Annotated in this window: 23 protein-coding genes; 12 read left to right on the forward strand and 11 right to left on the reverse strand. The window is 52.5% G+C overall.

The features are described 5' to 3' along the window. Nucleotides 1-701: 701 nt before the first annotated feature. Together otsA and otsB are read right to left on the reverse strand one after the other, a co-directional pair. Nucleotides 702-2141: an alpha,alpha-trehalose-phosphate synthase gene (gene otsA / locus ACVLVH_RS14765; RefSeq protein WP_101760737.1), complete on the reverse strand. Its 1440-nt coding sequence runs from the start codon at nucleotides 2139-2141 to the stop codon at nucleotides 702-704. Next, nucleotides 2138-2926, reverse strand: coding sequence for a trehalose-phosphatase (gene otsB, locus ACVLVH_RS14770; RefSeq protein WP_101760738.1), 789 nt, complete (start codon nucleotides 2924-2926; stop codon nucleotides 2138-2140). Before otsB ends, otsA begins: the two co-directional genes overlap by 4 nt. 539 nt (nucleotides 2927-3465) lie before the next feature. Between otsB and ACVLVH_RS14775 the strand changes: the two genes are divergently transcribed. The 6 genes from ACVLVH_RS14775 (at nucleotide 3466) to ACVLVH_RS14800 (ending at nucleotide 7770) form a co-directional block, all read left to right on the forward strand. After that, nucleotides 3466-3759, forward strand: coding sequence for a hypothetical protein (locus tag ACVLVH_RS14775; RefSeq protein ID WP_218168224.1), 294 nt, complete (start codon nucleotides 3466-3468; stop codon nucleotides 3757-3759). Between the two features lie 161 nt (nucleotides 3760-3920). Then, nucleotides 3921-5072 carry a lactaldehyde reductase gene (fucO, locus tag ACVLVH_RS14780; RefSeq protein ID WP_498949618.1) on the forward strand — a complete coding sequence of 384 codons (1152 nt, stop codon included), beginning with the start codon at nucleotides 3921-3923 and terminating at the stop codon, nucleotides 5070-5072. A 322-nt stretch (nucleotides 5073-5394) separates the two neighbouring features. Beyond that, nucleotides 5395-6273: a manganese catalase family protein gene (locus ACVLVH_RS14785; protein ID WP_462062806.1), complete on the forward strand. Its 879-nt coding sequence runs from the start codon at nucleotides 5395-5397 to the stop codon at nucleotides 6271-6273. A gap of 133 nt (nucleotides 6274-6406) precedes the next feature. Next, nucleotides 6407-6604, forward strand: coding sequence for a hypothetical protein (locus ACVLVH_RS14790; protein WP_101761030.1), 198 nt, complete (start codon nucleotides 6407-6409; stop codon nucleotides 6602-6604). Then, the gene (locus ACVLVH_RS14795) at nucleotides 6605-7414 is read left to right on the forward strand and encodes a hypothetical protein (RefSeq protein WP_101760742.1); all 810 of its coding nucleotides are present in this window, start codon (nucleotides 6605-6607) and stop codon (nucleotides 7412-7414) included. Nucleotides 7415-7509: 95 nt separating this feature from the next. Then, on the forward strand, nucleotides 7510-7770 hold the full coding sequence (locus ACVLVH_RS14800; protein ID WP_101761031.1) for a hypothetical protein: 261 nt from the start codon (nucleotides 7510-7512) through the stop codon (nucleotides 7768-7770). A gap of 34 nt (nucleotides 7771-7804) precedes the next feature. Here the strand turns inward: ACVLVH_RS14800 and ACVLVH_RS14805 are convergent, their stop codons facing one another. The 4 genes from ACVLVH_RS14805 to ACVLVH_RS14820 form a co-directional block, all read right to left on the reverse strand. Then, a complete protein-coding gene (locus tag ACVLVH_RS14805) occupies nucleotides 7805-8071 on the reverse strand; it encodes a biofilm development regulator YmgB/AriR family protein (protein WP_101760743.1) in 267 nt (88 codons plus the stop codon). A gap of 62 nt (nucleotides 8072-8133) precedes the next feature. Then, nucleotides 8134-8424, reverse strand: coding sequence for a hypothetical protein (locus ACVLVH_RS14810; protein ID WP_101760744.1), 291 nt, complete (start codon nucleotides 8422-8424; stop codon nucleotides 8134-8136). A gap of 120 nt (nucleotides 8425-8544) precedes the next feature. After that, complete coding sequence (gene ycgZ / locus ACVLVH_RS14815; RefSeq protein ID WP_007891089.1) at nucleotides 8545-8790, reverse strand: regulatory protein YcgZ; 246 nt, start codon at nucleotides 8788-8790, stop codon at nucleotides 8545-8547. 213 nt (nucleotides 8791-9003) lie between these two features. After that, the gene (locus ACVLVH_RS14820; RefSeq protein WP_101760745.1) at nucleotides 9004-9282 is read right to left on the reverse strand and encodes a hypothetical protein; all 279 of its coding nucleotides are present in this window, start codon (nucleotides 9280-9282) and stop codon (nucleotides 9004-9006) included. A 196-nt stretch (nucleotides 9283-9478) separates the two neighbouring features. Between ACVLVH_RS14820 and ACVLVH_RS14825 the strand changes: the two genes are divergently transcribed. The 3 genes from ACVLVH_RS14825 to umuC all read left to right on the forward strand — a co-directional run bounded on the left by ACVLVH_RS14825 (nucleotide 9479) and on the right by umuC (nucleotide 11816). After that, nucleotides 9479-9991, forward strand: coding sequence for a GNAT family N-acetyltransferase (locus ACVLVH_RS14825; protein ID WP_101760746.1), 513 nt, complete (start codon nucleotides 9479-9481; stop codon nucleotides 9989-9991). 140 nt (nucleotides 9992-10131) lie between these two features. After that, complete coding sequence (gene umuD, locus ACVLVH_RS14830) at nucleotides 10132-10554, forward strand: translesion error-prone DNA polymerase V autoproteolytic subunit (protein ID WP_137385640.1); 423 nt, start codon at nucleotides 10132-10134, stop codon at nucleotides 10552-10554. Beyond that, the gene (umuC, locus tag ACVLVH_RS14835) at nucleotides 10554-11816 is read left to right on the forward strand and encodes a translesion error-prone DNA polymerase V subunit UmuC (protein ID WP_110865986.1); all 1263 of its coding nucleotides are present in this window, start codon (nucleotides 10554-10556) and stop codon (nucleotides 11814-11816) included. Before umuD ends, umuC begins: the two co-directional genes overlap by 1 nt. A 160-nt stretch (nucleotides 11817-11976) precedes the next feature. Here umuC and ACVLVH_RS14840 read toward each other — a convergent pair whose 3' ends face one another. Together ACVLVH_RS14840 and ACVLVH_RS14845 are read right to left on the reverse strand one after the other, a co-directional pair. Continuing rightward, complete coding sequence (locus ACVLVH_RS14840; RefSeq protein WP_137385638.1) at nucleotides 11977-12294, reverse strand: HigA family addiction module antitoxin; 318 nt, start codon at nucleotides 12292-12294, stop codon at nucleotides 11977-11979. Beyond that, nucleotides 12294-12575, reverse strand: coding sequence for a type II toxin-antitoxin system RelE/ParE family toxin (locus tag ACVLVH_RS14845; RefSeq protein ID WP_192413560.1), 282 nt, complete (start codon nucleotides 12573-12575; stop codon nucleotides 12294-12296). The genes ACVLVH_RS14840 and ACVLVH_RS14845 overlap by 1 nt, the downstream gene beginning before the upstream one ends. A gap of 213 nt (nucleotides 12576-12788) precedes the next feature. Between ACVLVH_RS14845 and ACVLVH_RS14850 the strand changes: the two genes are divergently transcribed. Then, on the forward strand, nucleotides 12789-13040 hold the full coding sequence (locus ACVLVH_RS14850; protein WP_101760749.1) for a hypothetical protein: 252 nt from the start codon (nucleotides 12789-12791) through the stop codon (nucleotides 13038-13040). 5 nt (nucleotides 13041-13045) lie between these two features. On the opposite strand, the gene ACVLVH_RS14855 is transcribed toward ACVLVH_RS14850, so the two are convergent. The 3 genes from ACVLVH_RS14855 to ACVLVH_RS14865 form a co-directional block, all read right to left on the reverse strand. Further along, complete coding sequence (locus ACVLVH_RS14855) at nucleotides 13046-14605, reverse strand: sensor domain-containing diguanylate cyclase (protein WP_498949621.1); 1560 nt, start codon at nucleotides 14603-14605, stop codon at nucleotides 13046-13048. A 270-nt stretch (nucleotides 14606-14875) separates the two neighbouring features. Further along, complete coding sequence (gene katE, locus ACVLVH_RS14860) at nucleotides 14876-17140, reverse strand: catalase HPII (protein ID WP_498949622.1); 2265 nt, start codon at nucleotides 17138-17140, stop codon at nucleotides 14876-14878. A 269-nt stretch (nucleotides 17141-17409) separates the two neighbouring features. Further along, complete coding sequence (locus ACVLVH_RS14865; RefSeq protein WP_101760752.1) at nucleotides 17410-18543, reverse strand: glutathione-independent formaldehyde dehydrogenase; 1134 nt, start codon at nucleotides 18541-18543, stop codon at nucleotides 17410-17412. Nucleotides 18544-18765: 222 nt separating this feature from the next. On the opposite strand from ACVLVH_RS14865, the gene ACVLVH_RS14870 reads away from it, so the two are divergent. Next, on the forward strand, nucleotides 18766-19158 hold the full coding sequence (locus ACVLVH_RS14870; RefSeq protein WP_137385635.1) for a YgiW/YdeI family stress tolerance OB fold protein: 393 nt from the start codon (nucleotides 18766-18768) through the stop codon (nucleotides 19156-19158). A 190-nt stretch (nucleotides 19159-19348) separates the two neighbouring features. Then, the gene (locus tag ACVLVH_RS14875; protein ID WP_192413569.1) at nucleotides 19349-19963 is read left to right on the forward strand and encodes a response regulator transcription factor; all 615 of its coding nucleotides are present in this window, start codon (nucleotides 19349-19351) and stop codon (nucleotides 19961-19963) included. Nucleotides 19964-19989 lie beyond the last annotated feature (26 nt).

The following is a 19989-nucleotide window of genomic DNA, read 5'->3' on the forward strand; positions in this document are numbered from 1 at the left end:
TCAGCAGCGCTTTTCTGTTGTCCATTTTTTGCGCGATTTCTGATTATTTCCTTAATATTTTGCTGAAGTAAGGCGGATTTTAGGCTGTGCGGAAGATTGTCATTACAACGCGATCAGTTATCTGTTCTATGGCAATTAGGGTGCTATAACACGCCATATAAAGGATTATATGCAGCATAATACTCTGAATTAGCATGAAACTATTCGCTTCTAAATTAATCACTTACAGGGAATATTGCCCATGTGCCGTAAAGCGAGACGCTAGCGAAGCGTGAAGTCTGGGCGCAGAGCGCCAGGGAACTGTTAGTGGATTGTAGGGAGTGTTTAGCGCACGGCAGGGGATGTAACAGGGCGTTACATTAGAGAAATGAATGAATAGGCATTTTTCGGTTTGCTCCACGATGACTATCGGCGCACCACCTGAGATCTTTAGGGTTGCGGGGAAAAAAAGCTCTTTTTGCCTTTCGATTGTATGCTTTTTAACCAAATCGTGCGCTTTTTGCTGATGAGTCAGCGCATTAGCGCTTAAAGAAATGAAATCGATTTCGTGAAGTTACAGTGGCGCGTGAAAACGCTGTGCAGCGGAGCGTAAATTCAAAAATGTGCGATAAATCGCGCCGCTACGGAAGTGTGCGATAAGTGAGCAAAGCACCCAATGTTAGCATTTACCGTAGCGGCGCAATGTATTGTGCAATTAAGCGTTACGCTAATTTCGGAAAGGTAGCGACTTTATTTACCGTACCGTGATCATCACTGCGTACCGGCAAAGTATTTAAATCTTTCAGGAAGCTTTCACGCCAGTGTGAAATATCCTGTTTGCGCAACACCGCCATCATGTCGTTATAACGCGAGATACGTTCGGTACGCGGCATGGTCAACGCGCGATCGAGCGCCGCCGCCACGTCATCACGATCGTACGGATTGACGATCAGCGCGGAAGTCAGCTCATTGGCCGCACCAGCAAAGCGGGACAACACCAACACGCCAGGGTTATCCGGGTCCTGCGCTGCTACATACTCTTTCGCCACCAGATTCATGCCGTCACGCAGCGGCGTAATCAAGCCGACGTTGGTGAGACGGAAGATCTTCATTAACAGACGACGATCAAAGTGCTGATTGAGGTAATAGAGCGGCGTCCAGCCCAGCGTGCCGTATTTACCGTTGATGCGCCCCGCTTCCGTTTCCAGCTGGTGACGGATGTCCTGATAAGCCTGCACATCGCCGCGCGAGGTGGGCGCAATTTGCGAGTAGCGAATTTTGCCGCGGTGCTGCGGGAAATTCTCCAGCAGGGCTTCGAAGGCCAGAAAACGCTCCGGCAACCCTTTAGAGTAATCCAGGCGCTCACAGGCGATGATATTCTGCAGATCGCCCAAATCGCGTTTCATCGCCGCCATTTTCGGTGGCAGCGGTCCTTCCGCCATCTCTTTAATGGTGTCCGGCTCAATACCAATCGGATAGACCTCAGTCATAAAGGTGTTACCGAAGGCACGATGCTTCTTCTCTCCTTTATTCTGCAGCTGCGTCAGCTGGCTCAGGCTATCAAGGAAAGCTACGCGGTCAGATTCTGTCTGGAAGCCCAGCAGATCGTAGTCGCACAGCATCTCCAGCAGCTCCTGATGCGGCGGCAGAGCATTGAAGATCTCTGGCGTCGGGAACGGGATATGCAGGAAGAATCCGATGCGGTTATTAATGCCCTGCTTGCGCAGCTCGGCGGCAAACGGCAGCAGATGATAATCGTGGATCCACAGAATATCGTCGGGCTTCAGCAGCGGTTTAAGGCGCTGCGCCAGCAAAGTATTGACGCGGCAGTAGCCATCCCAGGCTTCGCGCTGATACTGCACCAGATCGAGGCGATAGTGGAACGCCGGCCAAATCACGGTATTGGAGAACTGGAGATAATATTGATCATAATCGTTTTGATTAAGCGGCAGTGACGCGTAGGTGATGCCGTCTTTTTCGATCTGCGTAAGTTCTTCATCCTCTTCTTCACCCGAGAATTCGCTGATCTCTCCGTTCCAGCCAAACCATAATCCACCGGTATCTCGCAGTGCATCTAAAATACCGACAGCAAGCCCGCCTGCGCTGGCCTTGCTACCATCGGGGATCGCGATACGGTTAGATACGACGACTAAACGACTCATAACCTAAACTCCTTACCAACATTGTCATGTTCTAGTTGTAATAATAGTTGTTCAAGCCAGTGCCATACGGCCTCAACGCTGTTGAGGCGATAGCGTGCATGGCTGGCCCCTTCACCGACTTTGACAGAGATCCCCTGCATGGCATTTACCACGAGGAATCCTTTTTCATCTGTCAGGTCGTCTCCCACAAATACCGGAATGCGTCCGGCAAAGGGTGCTTCCTGCATAAACTCACGTACGGCAGCGCCTTTATCGATGCCTTGCGGCTTCAGTTCCACCACGCATTTACCTGGCTGAAGCGCCAGCTCGGGAAAGCGTGCAACGGCGTCTTCGGCCAGCTGCATAATGGCGTTTTCGTACTGCGGCGCATTGCGATAGTGAAGCGCAAATGCCATGCCTTTCACTTCTAATAGCGTATCGGGCCACTGATCCAGCGTCTGCTGCAGTTCAGTTTGCAGTGTTTGCGCAATATCCCCCGGCAAGCTGTGGCGATGCACGCGGCCCGCCGCATCGCGGCGTTCTGCACCGTGCACGCCCGCGGCGGGGGCTTCGAGTGGCGCGACTAAGGCGTCGAGTTGCGCAATCGGACGGCCGGAAACCAGCGCTAAGGCGCCGTGGCTAAGATTGGAAATGTGTTGCAGCAGCTGGCGTACCGGAGCGGGAATGGAGACCGACTCGGGCTGCGACTGAATCGCTGCCAGCGTGCCGTCGACATCAAAAAAGAAGGCGTAGAGTCCGCCACTTAATGACGGCAAGGTGCTGTTGTGATTAACCGCGGAGGTCACGACTCTTCTCCTGTCTTGTGGAATTTGTCATTACAGGATGTTCGGAGGCTGGCTGGGTGATCGAGGCGGTTACTACCGCATAAGTGTGTGCGAGGAGGTTTTGCAGATAACACGGAATTTCGATAGATAACTCTCCACAAACAAACATCATTTAAACTCACTCGCCAGGCTGACTGCGAACATCGTCAGAATTAAGTGTAGACGCAGATCACGATATTGCCAGATACGCGCGGCCTGGCTATAGGATAAGTGGCCGTTTTAGGCCTTATGCCGCAAAAGAATTGCCTCAGCGCTTTTTCAGCCGCTTCGCTTATTTTTTTAGCGTTGATGGCGCCCTTCTCCCGCCTCAATTCCCGGATTATGCCGACTTGCATCCGCCGCGAGGATTATCATATGGTGCGTTTACCGTGCGGCTACAGCGCGGAAATAGCGCCCTGATCGGCATTGATCATGGCTGTTAGACCCATTCAGGCAGGAATCCGGATGATGGAAAACCGATCGACATCACATTTTTCACTTGTCGCGGCAGGTGAGCGAAGATGATCCCGCAAAGCTACAGCCAACGCGTTCACTTCTATTACTGCATTCTGGTCGCCCTGAAAATCAACGCCAAAACGAAGAAGTCTGGCGGCGTGCGCGGCAAGAATAACTTCCTGCTGAAATGGCTGCGTAATGCGCAGAACAACACCATTTTCCCGCCGGATATCACCAGCGAGATTGAGTGGCTGCGCGCCAAGATCATCAGCTCCGGGCCCGACACCGACCTGGAACCGATGCTGCAATATGTTTACGACACGGCGAAGCGTGCCGAGACGATGCGTTTAGGATCATGATTCCTTCCATTTATTCGACTCAATGGAAACCGCGATTTTATTGAGGCAACGCAATATCTGTATCGTCATTACCACGTAAATCTGGATACGGTTAAATCTTCTTATCTTGATGAATTTAATCGAAAAATCTTAAATCTGGCATCTACGTGAAGGTAATTAATATGATTAACAGAATGATCCTCAATGAGACCGCCTATTTCGGTGCGGGCGCGATTAATTCTATTGTCGATGAGATTCACAAACGCGGTTTTAACAAAGCGTTGGTGGTGACCGACAAGGATTTGATCAAGTTTTCTGTCGCCACCCGCATCACCGATCTGCTGGCGCAGCACGACCTCAGTTTCGCCATCTATGATGAGGTGATCCCCAATCCTACCGTTGAGGTGGTGCATGCGGGCGTCGAGGCTTTTCGTCGTTCGGGTGCCGATTATCTGATCGCGGTGGGCGGCGGCTCGCCGCAGGATACCTGTAAAGCCATCGGCATGATGATTGCCAATCCCGAGTTCAGTGACGTGCGCATGCTGGAAGGCGGCGCCGCCACGCGCAATCCCTCCGTACCGATCATTGCGGTGCCGACCACTTCCGGCACCGCAGCGGAAGTGACCATCAATTACGTCATCACCGATGAAGAGAAGAAGCGCAAGTTCGTCTGCTACGACCCGCACGATATCCCGGCGATTGCCATTATCGATCCCGACATGATGGCCAGCATGCCTGCCAACCTGAAAGCGGCGACCGGCGTCGATGCGCTGACGCACGCCATTGAAGGCTACATCACGCGCGGCGCGTGGGAACTTACCGACATGTTCCATCTCAAAGCGATTGAAATTATTGGCCGCTCGCTGCGTGATTCGGTTAAAGGCGTGCCTGCGGGCGTGGCGGATATGGCGCTCGGTCAGTACATCGCCGGAATGGGCTTCTCGAATGTTGGCTTGGGTCTGGTGCACGGTATGGCGCATCCGCTGGGCGCGTTTTATGGCACGCCGCACGGCATCGCCAATGCGGTTCTGCTGCCGCATATCATGGCGTTCAATGCCGAGCATACCGGCGAGAAGTACCGCGATATCGCCCATGCGCTGGGCATGGAAGGTGCCTATAGCTGTTCATTAGCCGATGCCCGTGCGCTGGCCATTGATGCGGTGATCACCCTAAACCACGATATCGGTATTCCGCTCAGACTACGTGATATCGGCATGCAGGAGCAGGATGTGGATGCGCTTGCCGCCGCAGCCTTCGCCGATGTATGTACGCCGGGCAATCCGCGGGAGTGCAGCGTGGCGATGATCGCTACGCTGTATCGTGAGTTGTTCTGATTAGGCGTTAACCAGGTCGCCATTAATGGCGACCGACGTGTTTTGTAGGTGCGCATTTATGCGCACCAGAACGAAGCGCTCATTTAATTCATGCCAACATTCACCCTTTAAAATAATATTTATCTCGCGGATTAAAATAAAATTAATTCAACCCGGTGCGCTTGCAGCAATGGGATGCCCGCTTAGTATTAATGAGGCGGCATGCAGTTGATGAGTACAAGGCTAAATTCACTCCTTCCCTCCTCCATTTCTTATCGTTATTTATTTTTAAACATCAGAATTAATTCCCTTTCTCCGTTTATTTTATTTTTTGAGGTGAGCTATGTTTCGACACGTAAAGCAGTTGCAATATACCGTGCGCGTTAATGCGCCCAATCCCGGTCTGGCCAATTTATTACTCGAGCAGTTTGGTGGTCCGCAGGGCGAATTAGCCGCTGCGATGCGCTATTTCATGCAGGGCTTAAGTGATGAAGATGCGGGTCGTCGCGAGATGCTGATGGATATCGCGACTGAAGAGTTGAGCCATCTGGAAATTATCGGTTCGCTGGTTGGCATGCTGAATAAAGGTGCCAAAGGCGAACTGGCGGAAGGCAGCGAAGAGCAAGGCGATCTTTATCGCTCCATTACCGGCGCGGGCAATGACAGCCATCTGACATCGATTCTGTACGGCGGCGGCCCGGCATTAACCAACTCCGCGGGCGTGCCCTGGACAGCGGCTTACATTGATACCATTGGCGAAGTGACAGCGGATCTGCGCTCCAACATCGCGGCCGAAGCGCGCGCCAAAATCCTCTACGAACGCCTGATCAACCTCACCGATGACGTGGGCGTGAAAGATGCGCTAGGCTTCCTGATGACGCGCGAAGTGGCGCATCAGCTGTCGTTTGAAAAAGCGCTCTACTCCATCCACAACAACTTCCCACCGGGCAAACTGCCGCCGATCGAGAAGTATGCGCACACCTACTACAACATGTCTCAGGGTGACGATATTCGCGGTAGCTGGAATTCGGATGAGAACTTCGACTATGTCGCCGACCCGCAGCCCGCAGTGGATGGCGGTGATGGCTCCGCCAGCGTGACGCTGCCGTCAAAACAGCTGAGCGATCTGGATACGCTGGCAGCACGCACCGCTTCACAGCCCGATACCAATCCGATTACCGGCGCGGAACCCGGCAGTAAAACGCCGCTTACCAATCAGTAATTATCACAGGTCGCCCTAAACGGCGACCTGGCAGATTAATCCGGAAAACGCCCTTTCATTTCAGTTACCCGGCTAGGTTGTTGAGGGATGTGCCATAGTTGACGCTGGCATAAATAATAAGGATGGCTTGATGATGTTTGGTTTTTTAACTTCCCTGTTCGGTAGCCCGGAGTCATTAGTGCAAGTCATGACGCGCCAGGACATTCAGGAATCGATTGAGGAAGGCGACAGAATTATTATTGATGAAGATGGTAACGCTTCGGTTAATGCGTTGAGTCCTGAAGTGCAGCGCGATTTTGCCCATCATGTCAGCACATTAAAGGATATTTAAATGGGCACGGCGATATTTATGGTGATGATGGTTTGCGGCTATTGGTATACCAGCCGCGACATGTCGAGCCGTTTAAAAATTAAGCGTTCCTTTGGCTGGGATGTCTATTTTCTCATTGCGCTGTATGGCTGCATATTTGTGCTGCAAGGTGTGCTGGCCACCGCGATTATCTGGCTGATTCTGCTGGCCGCATCGGGCGTGAACAATGCGTTTGCGCTGACCTCGGCGGAGAATGTGCACTGGAACGTCGATTTCATGACGTGGAGCTTTTTAGGCATTCAGGCCCCGGTGGTGCTGATGCTGGCCTTTGCCATCCTGTTCTGTATGTATCGCTCCAACTGGGCGGTCAGCGCCCGGCTCAACGCCGGTGGACGCAAGGAGTTGTATCAACGCCTTTCCCGCTCCAACGGCATTGAACAGTTGCTATTGCAATGTATGGAAGAAGGCGAGCTGGCGTGGGTCACACTGAAATCGCGCCGTATCTATATCGGCATGATTCACGCGGCGACCTTTGAATATCCAAACACTGCCAACATTGTGTTGATCCCGATGCTGAGCGGCTATCGTGATTCACGCACGCTCAATCTGGCGATCGAGCATAATTACAGTCTGTGGTACCACAATCACAACATTGATTTCTCGTCCGCACCTAAAAGTGCCCTTGAGTTTCGTAAAGTGATTATGGTGCATCAAATAGAGAGTTTGTCGCTGTTTGATCCGGCCAGCGCCAGCGCATTAGCGATGGATAAGCAAAGCGGTAATAAACGCAAGTGGATGCGAAAATCCGCGCCCAAACGCGACTATCCCTAAATTTACTATTCAAAGATGCTGGCTTAATCGTGCAATTGCTTTATGTTGCACGGAGCCAGCAACATTCCATAATAAGTCAAAATAATAAGGGCATCATGATGGACTTTAAAAAGTTCGAGGACACTTTACAGCTGTGGGGGAATTTACACTTCACGGGAATTGAACTGCAACAGCGTGATAATAAAAGCGAAATTTACGCGACCGGCACTAATAATCATACCCAAAGCCAGCTGTATATTTGCACGCTTTCAACTGATGTCGCTTCACACGTCCAGTTAAAACAGTTTCGCACCTGGTTGCACAGAATTAATATTGGCAAAGCGAAGCGCCGATTAGCTCTCGCCAGAAAGGATTAATTCATTGTCCCCGCGCGGGGGACAGAGAGGAATATCAGGCGTCGTCAGGCGTGTAACCCACCACAATTTCCAGTGTTTTGCGCAGCACATCAGCTTCAGCATCACCTTCTGCGGTTTCCAGCGCCATAATCAAACAGAGAATAATCGATTTATTACTGACGCGCCCTTCGGTGGCCAGCACGTGGCGGATAACCCTATCCAATACGGCAGCTTCGTTTCTTAACGTACTGTCTGCATTGCGAAAATGCTCTGCCAGTTCGGTGTCAGGCAGTGCAGCGTAGAGGTTGTGATTTTCCGACATGATTCCAGTCCCGTGATTGTATCTACGCTCGAATTTACAATGCCTAAACGCGAGCCAATCAGTCAATGTTTACGATTGTTACCAGACTGTTGGTTGTTACCAAACAGCTGAAGAACGTTGTCGCTTTGCGGCTGCTCTTCGCGCAGCTTTTTTCCCGCCGAAATACTGTTGCGTACATCGGTGATGGCGGCAGTAATCGCTGCACGCTGCTCTTCGTCGTTGCTCTGCTGCTTCATCAGCATCAGCTGATTCAACAGCGCTTGCGTATTGACCGGGCCCGTACGTTGCAACAGCGCCAGCGCCGCTTCGCCAATAATTTCATCGATTATTTTCTGGTGTTCACTTCTATTCATAACGAATTTTCATAACGAATCTCTGACCGCCGCTTCGCCCCGGTGCGGGGCGAAACCAGTGTGGGAGCGTATTCAGAGTAAAATTTTAATACTTGTACAAGTTTGACGTCTGACTGGCTCTCAGCTTTCACGTTCAAATAACAAGCCAATCAGCTGATGATAGTGATGCTCTTCTTCAGCATTGGCGGCCAGTTCCAGTCTGCGCAGCAGCTTGGTGCATAGCGATTTGCGGTTGAGGTTACGGCCTTCGCGTAAGATTTCAACCACGATCTGACCCAAGGTTTCCTGCTGCGATGGCAGCGACGCTTTGCTGAAATAGTTGGCAATGGCCTCGACTGAACTCGGCGTGTATCCGTTCTGACGCATAATTGACCCCAATAAATGAAAAAGTTAGATCATTTGACCTAAGTAAAGTTGTACAGATAGCAAAAAGCTGTACAAGGAGCTTACTCAAGATATCAGGCAGGTTTTGTTGCAAAAAGTGCTAAGAAGTGTGAATTAGGACAATTAGAAAGCTTTTATTTCCAAATCTGTGCGCTCCGCGCCGAAAGTCATCGACGCGTGAGCCGGTTGGGATGGTCAATTGTCGTCGGCATCGGCCGAAGGCATTCTGACACTGCCTTCCTGGCGACTCAATCCGCGCAATGCTGAATGGACGCGATTATCGCTGCCCGCCGGTTGACGGTGCGTGAGCAACCATTGCTGCGCCTGGGCAATACGCTGCTGCTGTTGACTGTTTTGCTCTTTTCTCGCCATGCGCGCGAGCTCTGCCAGCAGTGAGGAAACGCTGACTTCCTCACGGCGTACCAGTAATGCATAGGCCGCTTCGCCGATAATTTTAGGTTGCGAATCTGACATCTTCTACCTCCTGAGAATATGGGCTTACGCTTGCTTCTCACTCTTCATTATAGATCATCGGCATGGCGCCTTGTTAACAGACAGCTCTGGTTATCTTGGGTTTTTGTTACTAACACGTTATGGTAACTGCCCTTCGGTGGCCTCTGCTCGCACCGACGACGTGATTAATAACAAGCATTAAGCAAGGAAATCTGGCATGGAGTTCACCATACGCAAAGCCACGGCAGAGGATGCAGAGCTGCTGCACCTGCTGGGCCGCATGACCTACAGTGCGCATTTCAAACATATGTGGGTTTCCGCAGACGAACTGGATGCCTTTATCGACAAGGAATACGGTCTGGCAGAGCTCAATAGCAGCCTCGCCGCGCCCAATGAGAGCTGGCTGATCGCCGAGACCGACAAGCCGATTGGCTTCGCCAAAGTCACCTGGAACACGCCAGTGCCGGATTCCGGCATGAGCGGCGCGTTGCTCAACAAGCTCTACCTCAATCCAGAAGAAACCGGCAAAAACTACGGTCGCTGGATGTTCGAGAGCATCATCAATGAGGCGCGCGACAAGCGTGAAGGCTACCTGTGGCTGGAAGTGTTAGGCGATAACGTGCGTGCACGTAAGTTCTACGAAGCCTTTGGTATGCAGCACATCAAAGACATTCCGTTTATCACCGCTTCACAGCAGAGCACCCTGCAGATCATGGGGATGATGATTTAAGCGCAGCGGCAAGCCCTTTGGCACAAAATAAATTTCCTTTGTTGCCAACTGTTTTGCAAATCATTACGGGTTCTGGCTTGATCAAACTGCCTATTCGACATTACTGTATACATATACAGTGACGATTTGAGATCGCAGCCATGCAGTTTTATCAGCCCGCGGAAATCCGCGCTATTCTCGCCTTACCTTTGTTCATCAGCCGCGTGCCCTGCGGCTTTCCGTCCCCGGCGCAGGACTACGTTGAACAACGTATAGACCTCAACGACTTTTTAGTCGATCACCCCAGTTCAACCTATTTCATTAGAGTCAGCGGTGACTCGATGATCGACATCGGTATCAATGAGGGTGACATGCTGGTGGTGGACAGCTCGCTAAAACCCAAACACGGTGACATTGTGGTGGCTTCGCTTTCCGGCGAGTTCACCGTGAAACAGCTGATGTTACAGCCTTACCTGCATCTCAAACCGATGAATACCGCGCATCCGGTGATCGCCATTCCTGACGCCGATGAGTTCGAAGTCTTCGGCATCGTTAAACACGTGATTAAAACCATAGGCCGCTGATGTTTGCCCTGGTGGATGTGAATTCGTTTTACGCCAGCTGTGAAACGGTGTTTCGCCCGGATCTGCGCGGCAAGCCGATTGTGGTGCTGTCGAACAACGACGGCTGCATTATTTCGCTAAGCAGAGAAGCCAAGGCGCTGGGCATTAAGATGGGCGCGCCCTACTTCAAACATCGGGAAGAGTTGATGCGCCACAAAGTGGTGGTGTTCTCGTCTAACTATGCGTTGTATGGCGATATGTCGCGCCGCGTGATGGAGACGCTGGCGCTGATCTCCACGCGCGTGGATGAGTATTCCATCGACGAAGCCTTCGTTGACGTCACCGGCATCAACGCCTGCATGACATTCGAACAGTTAGGCCGCGACATTCGCGACCGTATTTATCAGGACACCCATTTGCGCGTGGGTGTCGGCATTGCGCCGACCAAAACCCTCGCCAAGCTCGCCAACTGGGCCGCCAAACGCTGGACCAAAGCTGAGAACGTGATGGATCTCTCTTTGCCCCACCGTCAGCGCGAGTTGATGAAACTGGTCAAAGTCGAAGAGGTGTGGGGCGTGGGCCGGCGCTTATCGAAAAAGCTCAACCTGATGGGCATTACCACCGCGCTGCAATTGGCTGAAACCCCGACCGCGCTGATCCGTAAACACTTTGGCGTGGTGCTGGAGCGTACGGTGCGTGAATTATGTGGCGAGTCTTGTCTGGCGTTTGAAGAGGTGATTCCCAACCGGCAAAATATCCTCTGCTCGCGCTCGTTTGGCGATCGCATTACCGAATATCAGGATATGCGCGAGGCCATCGCCAATTACGCGGCGCGTGCCGCAGAGAAGTTACGCAGTGAGCGGCAATATTGCCGTCATATCGGGACGTTTATTCGTACCAGTCCGCACGATCCGCATCATCCTTATTATGCCAATGCGGCCAGCCAAACCTTGATTACGCCCACCGCTGACAGCCGCGATATTATTCAGGCCACGCTCAACTGTTTAGATCGCATCTGGGTGCCCGGTAAGCGTTATATGAAAGGCGGCGTCATGCTGGGCGATTTCTTTAGCGATGGCGTGGCGCAGTTTGATCTGTTTGCGGAATATCAGCCGCGTCACAATAGTGACCAATTAATGGCCCTGATCGACAAGATGAATGCCCACCAGCGCGGTGCGTTATGGTTTGCCGGACAAGGCATTCAGAAACCCTGGTCGATGAAGCGCGAGATGCTGTCCCCGGCCTACACCACCCGGCTGGCGGATCTACCGGTGGCGAAGTAAGCGCTTCGCGCTTGAATTACACACATATCAATACACTCTTCAGTCCCTGACACAGCGTCATCACGACCGCAGAACCGGGTTCGTCTAAAGGTGTCTGAACCGACCAAAGAAAAACCGCGCCAGCCAGCGCGGTTTTGTACAGGTAACTGGCGTGGGTGCGTTACTTCGCTGCCCTGTGCGCCTCAGAAGCGGCATTCATACCTGGATGCAGATTGACACCGGAAACGTCCGTGGTTTCTCGTGCCTTGTGCAGGTCACATGCCGCCTGCATTGATAACCACAGGCGCGCCGCAATACCCAGCCCCGCCTCAAGCCGCACCGCCATTTCAGGGCTGACCGATGCTTTACCGCTGGCGACTTTACTCAGCGCTGAAGCTGATACGCCAAGCTCTTTCGCCAGTACGCGCAAGCCAATATTGTTATCTTCGATGTATTCGGTGATCAGACCGCCCGGATGCGGGGGATTGAACATTGCCATCAGTGGTAGTCCTCCAGGTTAAGAATATAGGCATCGCCGTCGGTGAATTCGAAGGTGATACGCCAGTTAGCCCTGACCGTTAATGAAAACAGGTTTTTCCTGTCCCCTTTCAGGGGATGAAAACGAAACCCCGGATAGTTTCTGAATTCATCCGTGGAGAGCGCTTCATCAATGACCAGAAGGCGAAGCCGAATGCGTTCTGCGTCCTGCGCCTGGACACCGCTGATATCACCTTTCTCAAACAACTTTTGTAATCCCTTATGCTTCCAGCTTTTAATCACATCACGCCTCCGCGTTTCCTGTTGAGAACAGCATATCATATGTTTCTCAACAGGAAACAGGTCTGGCTTTTTATTTTTCGCAGCGCGTCACAGACTCAAGCCCTGAGCGGATCTACCGGTAGCGAAGTAAGCGCTTCACGCTTGAATTACACGCATGCGAATGCGATATTCAGCCCCTGATACGGTCACAGCTTAATAACATCCGGAGAACCTATGTCGAATGAAGAACGCGTAAACGAGCTGGAAGCAACGGTAAACCAGCTGCAGATTGAAGTCGCTGCCTTGCGCGAGTTAATGATTAAGCAGGTGGCGGTAAATAACATCACCTTCAAAGGGAAATATGATGAGGTGATTATTCAACTGGCGAAAGAATATGAAGAGCGCGGCTTAGAGGACGAAAGGAATAGCCAGATGCACGAGGCGCTGCGTCAATATATCAAATACCAGCTGCCCGCCGTGGAATAAGCCAATTACGCTTGCGATTCATCTATATTAATCCCTTTCACATCATCGCGCCCTTCACGCTTTGCCCGGTACAAGGCGTGATCGGCGTACTCTAGCAGTTTTACCGCACTGAGGGTGGCAGACGTCGCAGTGGTGGCGCAGCCGGCACTGATCGTCACCTGGCCTTTGGGCGAAGAAATATGCACAAGCTGCCTGATCCGCACCGCCTCAACCACCCGATGCGCAATCGTCATGCCCTCATCGAATGGGGTATCAGGCAGGATCAACGCAAACTCCTCGCCGCCATAGCGCGCGGCGATATCGGAGCGCCGCGCCACCACGGAAGCGAGCACCTCAGCGATCGCTTTCAGGCACTTATCCCCGGCAATATGGCCGTAAGTGTCGTTGTAATGCTTGAAGAAATCGATATCCATCATGATCAGCGTGAGCGGTTTACCGCTGGCGGCGGCGTGGGCCAGCGCTTGATGCAGAAAACGATCAAACTCCCTTCGATTCGCCAGACCGGTTAAACCATCAACGTGCGCGAGTTGATTCAGGGCGAGGTTGGCGCTGTGCAGTTCGTCGCGCAGCTGAGTCAATTCCTGCTGATAGCGCAACACGCTACGCGCCTGACGCAGCTGGAAAATACCGAGCAGCAAGATGGTCAGCAGCAGGATAATGCTGAGCAGAATATCCTGCGCCCGACGGTTAACCCACACATGGAACAGATCGTCACTGTTGTAACCGGCGGCGACGATAATCGGATAGCGATCGGAACGCGCAAAACCAAAGATCCGCGCCTGGCCATCCAGCACCGATTTCCACTGCCCGCTGCCGCGATCCATTTTCGCCAGCATCTCCTGAAACAGCGGGCTGGCTGAGAGATTTTTGCCGATGTAACTGTCAGGCATCGGACGCGCATACAGCACCGTGCTGTCAGCCAGCATCAACACCAGCACATCGCGCGCACCGAGTTCGTAATAGCTGTAGAAGCGACGGAAAAAATCGACCTTGATGGTGGCCAGCAGCACGCCCTTAAAGCCACCGCTGGCATCACTGACACGCAGGGAAACGGGGATGACCAAATCACCGGTGCTGCGGCTGTTGATCACCGGGCCGATATGCACGCTGTTGCGCCGGTTATGGCGCTGAAAAGTGAAGTATTCACGATCGGAATTATTGATGTTGTTGGGTGCGCGTTGGGCGGAGGTGGCGATCCACTTGCCATCTTGATCGTAGTAGAACAAGCCGTGTAACTGCGGTAAGCGGCGCTGTAATTCGCGCATGGTATTACTCAGGTCAGCGCCCTGAATGCGCGTTGCCAGCTGTAGCTGCAGATCACGCTGTACCTGGCGTAGCGACAGCTCGGTCTGCAGGAAGGTGTCTTCCGCCTGACGCGATTGTGATAACGCCAGATTCATCGCGGATTCCTGGGTCTGACGCACGGTCGCCAGCCAGTCTTCACGCAAGGTCCAGATACTCATACTGGCTACGGTGATCAATAGCAGCAGTCCAGAGAGCACAATGCTTTTCAGTAAACCGCCGTCAGAAGAAACCGGCTTATCCATTTTTCTTTTAAACTGCATGTTGTCCTCTGTCTTCCCCACCAACAGAGTTAAGCAGGTAAACCACGCATCAGTGGACGAATGCGGTTATTTTTCGGGCCATCGATAACTCCTATGACCAGTTGCGAAATATTACTGTAGTCTGGTTCCACCACATTGAGTGGCAGCAACACACAGTACGCGTTTACACGATCACTTCGGTATGCATCTCGACCAGCCCGCTACGAGCGGGCTTTTTTTTGCCTAAGATGCAGGGAAAACGGGGCGGAGCAATCAACTCCGCCCCGCGCATTAGGCTGCGACGGTCAGCGCTTTTTTGCTGCGCGACCAGACGCGATGGGATGCCATGACAGAAAGGAAGTCCGCCATAAAGGTGCTCTCGGCTTTCACATCTTCCACCAGCCCTTCCTCGACCTCATTGTCCTGCACGTTAAACTGCGCCTTAAACCGGCGTGCATCACCGCTCAGACCGATGGCTTTGAGATGCTTGTAGGCTTCCAGCAGGAAGTAGCGCGCATCACCGCTCAGCAGCAACGCATCGATATTGCCATCCGGCACAATCACCGCATCAAAGGTCAGCGAAGGAAGACCGGTAAAGGTGGCATCAACCGGCAGCACCGATCCATCATCCGCCAGCACTTGTCCCATGTGCGCTGCCAGAATTTTGGCATGCACGCCCTGCGCTTTCAGCGCCTGCAGAATCGCCAGCACGTCGGCGGCTTTCACACCGTCACTCAGCAGTAACGCCACCTGACGGCCTTTGATATCGCCGCTCGGTTGTGCATACAGACTCAGGCTGTCATCTTTTTTCAGGCCGTTGACATCTTTCGGCGGAACGGTGTTGAGCTGCTCATCACTCAGCTTCAGCCCCAGATTGGTGGCCACAGCCTGCGCCAGCGTGACGTCAATCTGCAGCAGATGATCGACCACGCGTTCGCGGATGTAAGGACGCGCTACCTTGCTAAGCTCAAACGAATAAGCGCCGATGATATGCTGCTGCTCTTCCGCGGTCTGGCTCAGCCAAAACAGCCGTGGCTGCGAGTAATATTCGCCAAACGATGGGCTACGCTCGCGCACCTTGCTGCCTTCCACCCGCTCCTGATAGCTCTCGAATCCGCCCTCTTTTGCCGCTGGCGGCACTTCACGTGGCCAGTTGTTGTTGATGGAGTTCGGTTCGTAGTTGGCCGGATTGGTATCGATTTCCGTGCGATGCATGCCCTGACGCTGGAAATTGTGGTACGGGCAAACCGGACGGTTGATCGGGATCTCATGGAAGTTCGGCCCACCCAAACGGCTGATTTGCGTATCGGTGTAGGAGAACAAACGGCCCTGCAACAGCGGATCGTTGGTGAAATCCAGCCCCGGCACAATGTGGCCCGGATGGAACGCCACCTGTTCGGTCTCGGCAAAGAAGTTGTCCGGATTACGGTTGAGCACCATTTTGCCGACCAGTTCGACCGGCACCAGCTCTTCAGGGATCAGTTTGGTGGCATCGAGAATGTCGAAATCGAATTTGAACTCGTCCTCTTCCGGAATCAGCTGCAGGCCGAGCTCATATTCCGGGAAATCGCCGGCTTCAATCGCTTCCCACAGATCGCGACGGTGGAAATCGGGATCGCGGCCGGTCAGCTTCTGTGCTTCATCCCACAGCAGCGAGGCTTTGCCCGCCACCGGTTTCCAGTGGAAACGCACAAAGGTGGCTTTACCCTCGGCGTTAATCAGGCGGAAAGTATGGATGCCAAAGCCTTCCATGGTGCGATAGCTGCGCGGAATGCCGCGATCCGACATCGCCCAGATGACGTTATGCAGCGTTTCAGGTTGCAGCGACACATAATCCCAGAAGGTGTCGTGCGCGCTCTGCCCCTGCGGGATTTCGTTGTGCGGCTCGGGTTTCACCGCATGCACGAAGTCCGGGAATTTATGCGCATCCTGAATGAAAAACACTGGCGTGTTGTTGCCGACTAAATCAAAAACGCCCTCATCGGTATAGAACTTGGTGGCGAATCCACGGATATCGCGCACGGTGTCAGCCGATCCTGCGCCACCCTGCACGGTGGAGAAACGCACGAAGACGGGTGTGATTTTTTCGGCATCGCTGAGGAAACCTGCTTTGGTGAGTTTTTCCAGCGAGCGGTAGGGCTGGAAATAGCCGTGCGCCGCCGAACCGCGCGCATGCACGATACGCTCAGGAATGCGTTCGTGGTCAAAATGCGTGATTTTTTCACGCATGATGAAGTCTTCAAGCAACGTGGGCCCGCGCGAACCGGCACTTAGCGAGTTCTGATCGTTGGCGATGCGCGTGCCCTGATTGGTGGTCAGGTCGGCGTTTTCACCATTTTTACGGTACTCATCGAGCTGCTCAAGTTTGCTGTTTTGCGTGGCGGGCGCTTTCAGGCTGCCGGGCGCGGTAGGCTGCTTGCCCGGCGGCGTCGGTTCAGCGGCAGGTTTATGTCCACCGCCTTGCGGTGCTAAATCACCTAATCCTGGCTCAGAGGTTTCTGGCCCTTTATGCAGCGCGGGATGGGTTAAATTCTGTTCTTTTTTATCTTTCGACATGTGACATGCTCCTCCAGTTAAGACCCTATTAACTGTAGAGCATAAAAACGTTTATATTTCGTCTGGTTTAGAAATGATGTTTAAAGAGATTAATGAGGAGAATGTAAAGCGAGGATATTTTAACCGAAAGGTAGCTTTAATGGTTTATTAATAAGATTAATCCTGATAAATACCGTTGCGCTTTATTTCAATTATTTTCGTACCCTCCACAGGGTCGCCATTAATGGCGACCAAAAATATCATGCGGCATAACAGGCGCTATGAATGCGTTAAGGTTTCAAAATCACCTTGGTCCAGCCCGCATCACGATCGTCGAAATGGCGGTACGCTTCGGGTCCTTCGGCCAGCGACAGTCGATGAGAAATAATACTCGCCGGATGCGCTTTGTCGGTGGCAATCAATCGCGCGAGCTGGCGGTTATAGGCTTTGACGTTTGCCTGGCCGGTACGGATCGACTGCCCTTTAAACCAGAAGCTGCCGAAATCGAACGGCATTTTACCCACTTTGGCTAACTCGCTGGCCGCGCCGGGATCCTGCGGGATAAACACGCCCACCACGCCAATGCCGCCGGTGGCTTTGGTGGAGGCGACCAGGCTGTTCATGGTGGCGCTGTTATCTTCGTGTCCATGCTGATTACAACATTGATAACCCACGCATTCACAACCGCAATCCGTGCCGCGTCCATCCGTCAGATCAAGGATTTGCTGCACCGCTGCGTCGCCCACGGCATTGATGCCCGTTGCGCCCATCTGCTCCGCCAACGCCAGGCGATCGGGGTGCGTATCCACCACAAACACCTGCGACGCGCCTTTGATGATCGCCGAATGCGCGGCCATCAAACCTACCGGGCCCGCACCGTAGATGGCGACGCTATCGCCCGGTCGCAGGCCTGCCAGTTCGGTCGCATGCCAGCCGGTGGGGAAAATGTCTGACAGCATCACATAATCTTCCTCTTTCTCCACCGCATCCGGTGGCAGCAGCAAACAGTTAAAATCGGCAAACGGCACGCGCAGCAGCTCGGCCTGACCGCCTTCCCACTCACCCATTTCAGCAAAACCGTAGGCCGCACCTGCGGTGCCGGGATTGGCTGTCAGACAGAAACCGGTTAACCCTCTCTCACAATTTTCACAGAAACCACAGCCGACGTTGAACGGCATACAAACGTAATCGCCAACCTTAAGTCGCTCGACGCCACTTCCCACTTCCACCACTTCGCCAAGGTTTTCATGACCAAAGATGCGTCCCTGTTCAAAGCTGGTGCGCCCCTCGTACATATGTAAATCGGAACCGCAAATATTGGTGGTGGTAATACGAATAAGCGCATCGGTAGGACGCACAATTTTTGCATCAGGAACATTTTTAACCGAGACATCAAAAGGCCCGTTATAGACGATAGCTTTCATAATTTATTTTCCTGAGTGGCTAGCACTCTTAATTCGAATGAGCAGATAAGCACGGCGCTAATTTAACGTCGCGCTTAGCCAAAGAAATAAAAACCGCGTCTACATACCCTGGCATAAATAAGTCAGTTGTGCTTTTTTCAATTACCGCTGCGTTTGTCGTGCAGTCGCGCATATTTGTGCCAGACTTAACACCGTGTCAGCAGGAAAATCTATGGAGAGCGTATGAAACAGGTTGTTTTAGCTTCAGTAATCATGATGTTCAGCGTTGGCGTGAGCGCAGCGGAAGGCGGATACCAATCTGGTGAAACAGCACCGCCGCAGAAGAATCAGGATGCCGGTTATAAAGGATCGGAAGACACCGCACAAACCCCGATTTCACGTATTCGTGATTTCCGTCAGGGCGGCTATGTCACGCTCGAAGGCCATATTATTGAAAAGCTGAAAGGTGATAGCTACAAATTCCGCGATGATACCGGCACGATTATCATTAATGCTGAGAAGCCGGCCTTCAAAGAGAAAACCTATTCAGCCAGTGATAAAGTCCGCGTGAGTGGAAAAGTGTATGGGCGTGGCGAACAAACCACCTTGAGGGTATCGCGGATTGATGAACCTTAAGGTTACGCATTTATTACCTTAAGAATAGCGGGTGAGTGCATGGCTTTTCATCCTCACCCTTTTTAGGCCTAACAGCGCAGCAGATAATCACATTCACATATACGTTTTTCGCCATTCCTACAGCACTATTTTGCGGGTATATTAGCGCGCATGTAGTGAATAGAACTCGTAAGAGTCTGAATGAGTTTTTATGGATAGAACGATTTATATTGTTGACGATGACCCCGCTGTCATCAACGCGCTGCAAAATCTGCTGAGCTCAGAAGGCTACCTGATTTCGACCTTTACCTCCCCCGCTGAATTTTTACATCAGCCGCATTACCGCACCCCGAGCTGTTTAATTGTCGATATGAATATGCCGGGCCTCGACGGCTTTGATGTCTCGCACGACCTCACCGCACGCGGATACACCATTCCCACCATTTTCCTCACCGGCTTTGGCACCATTCCTCTGACGGTCCGCGCGATGAAGGCCGGCGCCTTTGAGTTTCTCACCAAGCCGGTGATGCCGGATGACCTGATACAAGTGGTATCCGCTGCCATGGCGCTGGCCGAAAAAAGCGCAGCACTCGCACAGGAAAGAGTTGTACTCACCGGGCGTTATCACTCTTTAACGCCACGGGAAATGGAATTGATGCTGCTTGTCATTCGCGGTTTATTAAATAAGCAGATTGCCGCCGAAATGGGCATCAGTGAAATTACGGCAAAAGTGCATAAACGCCGCGTAATGGAAAAAATGGCGGTGCGTTCAGTATCAGAATTAGTCAGAGCCGCTGAGAAACTTCATTTACTGCAAGATGAATAACGCGCGCGTTAAAGTGATAACGGTCC

Source organism: Kluyvera sp. 1366, from assembly GCF_054823405.1.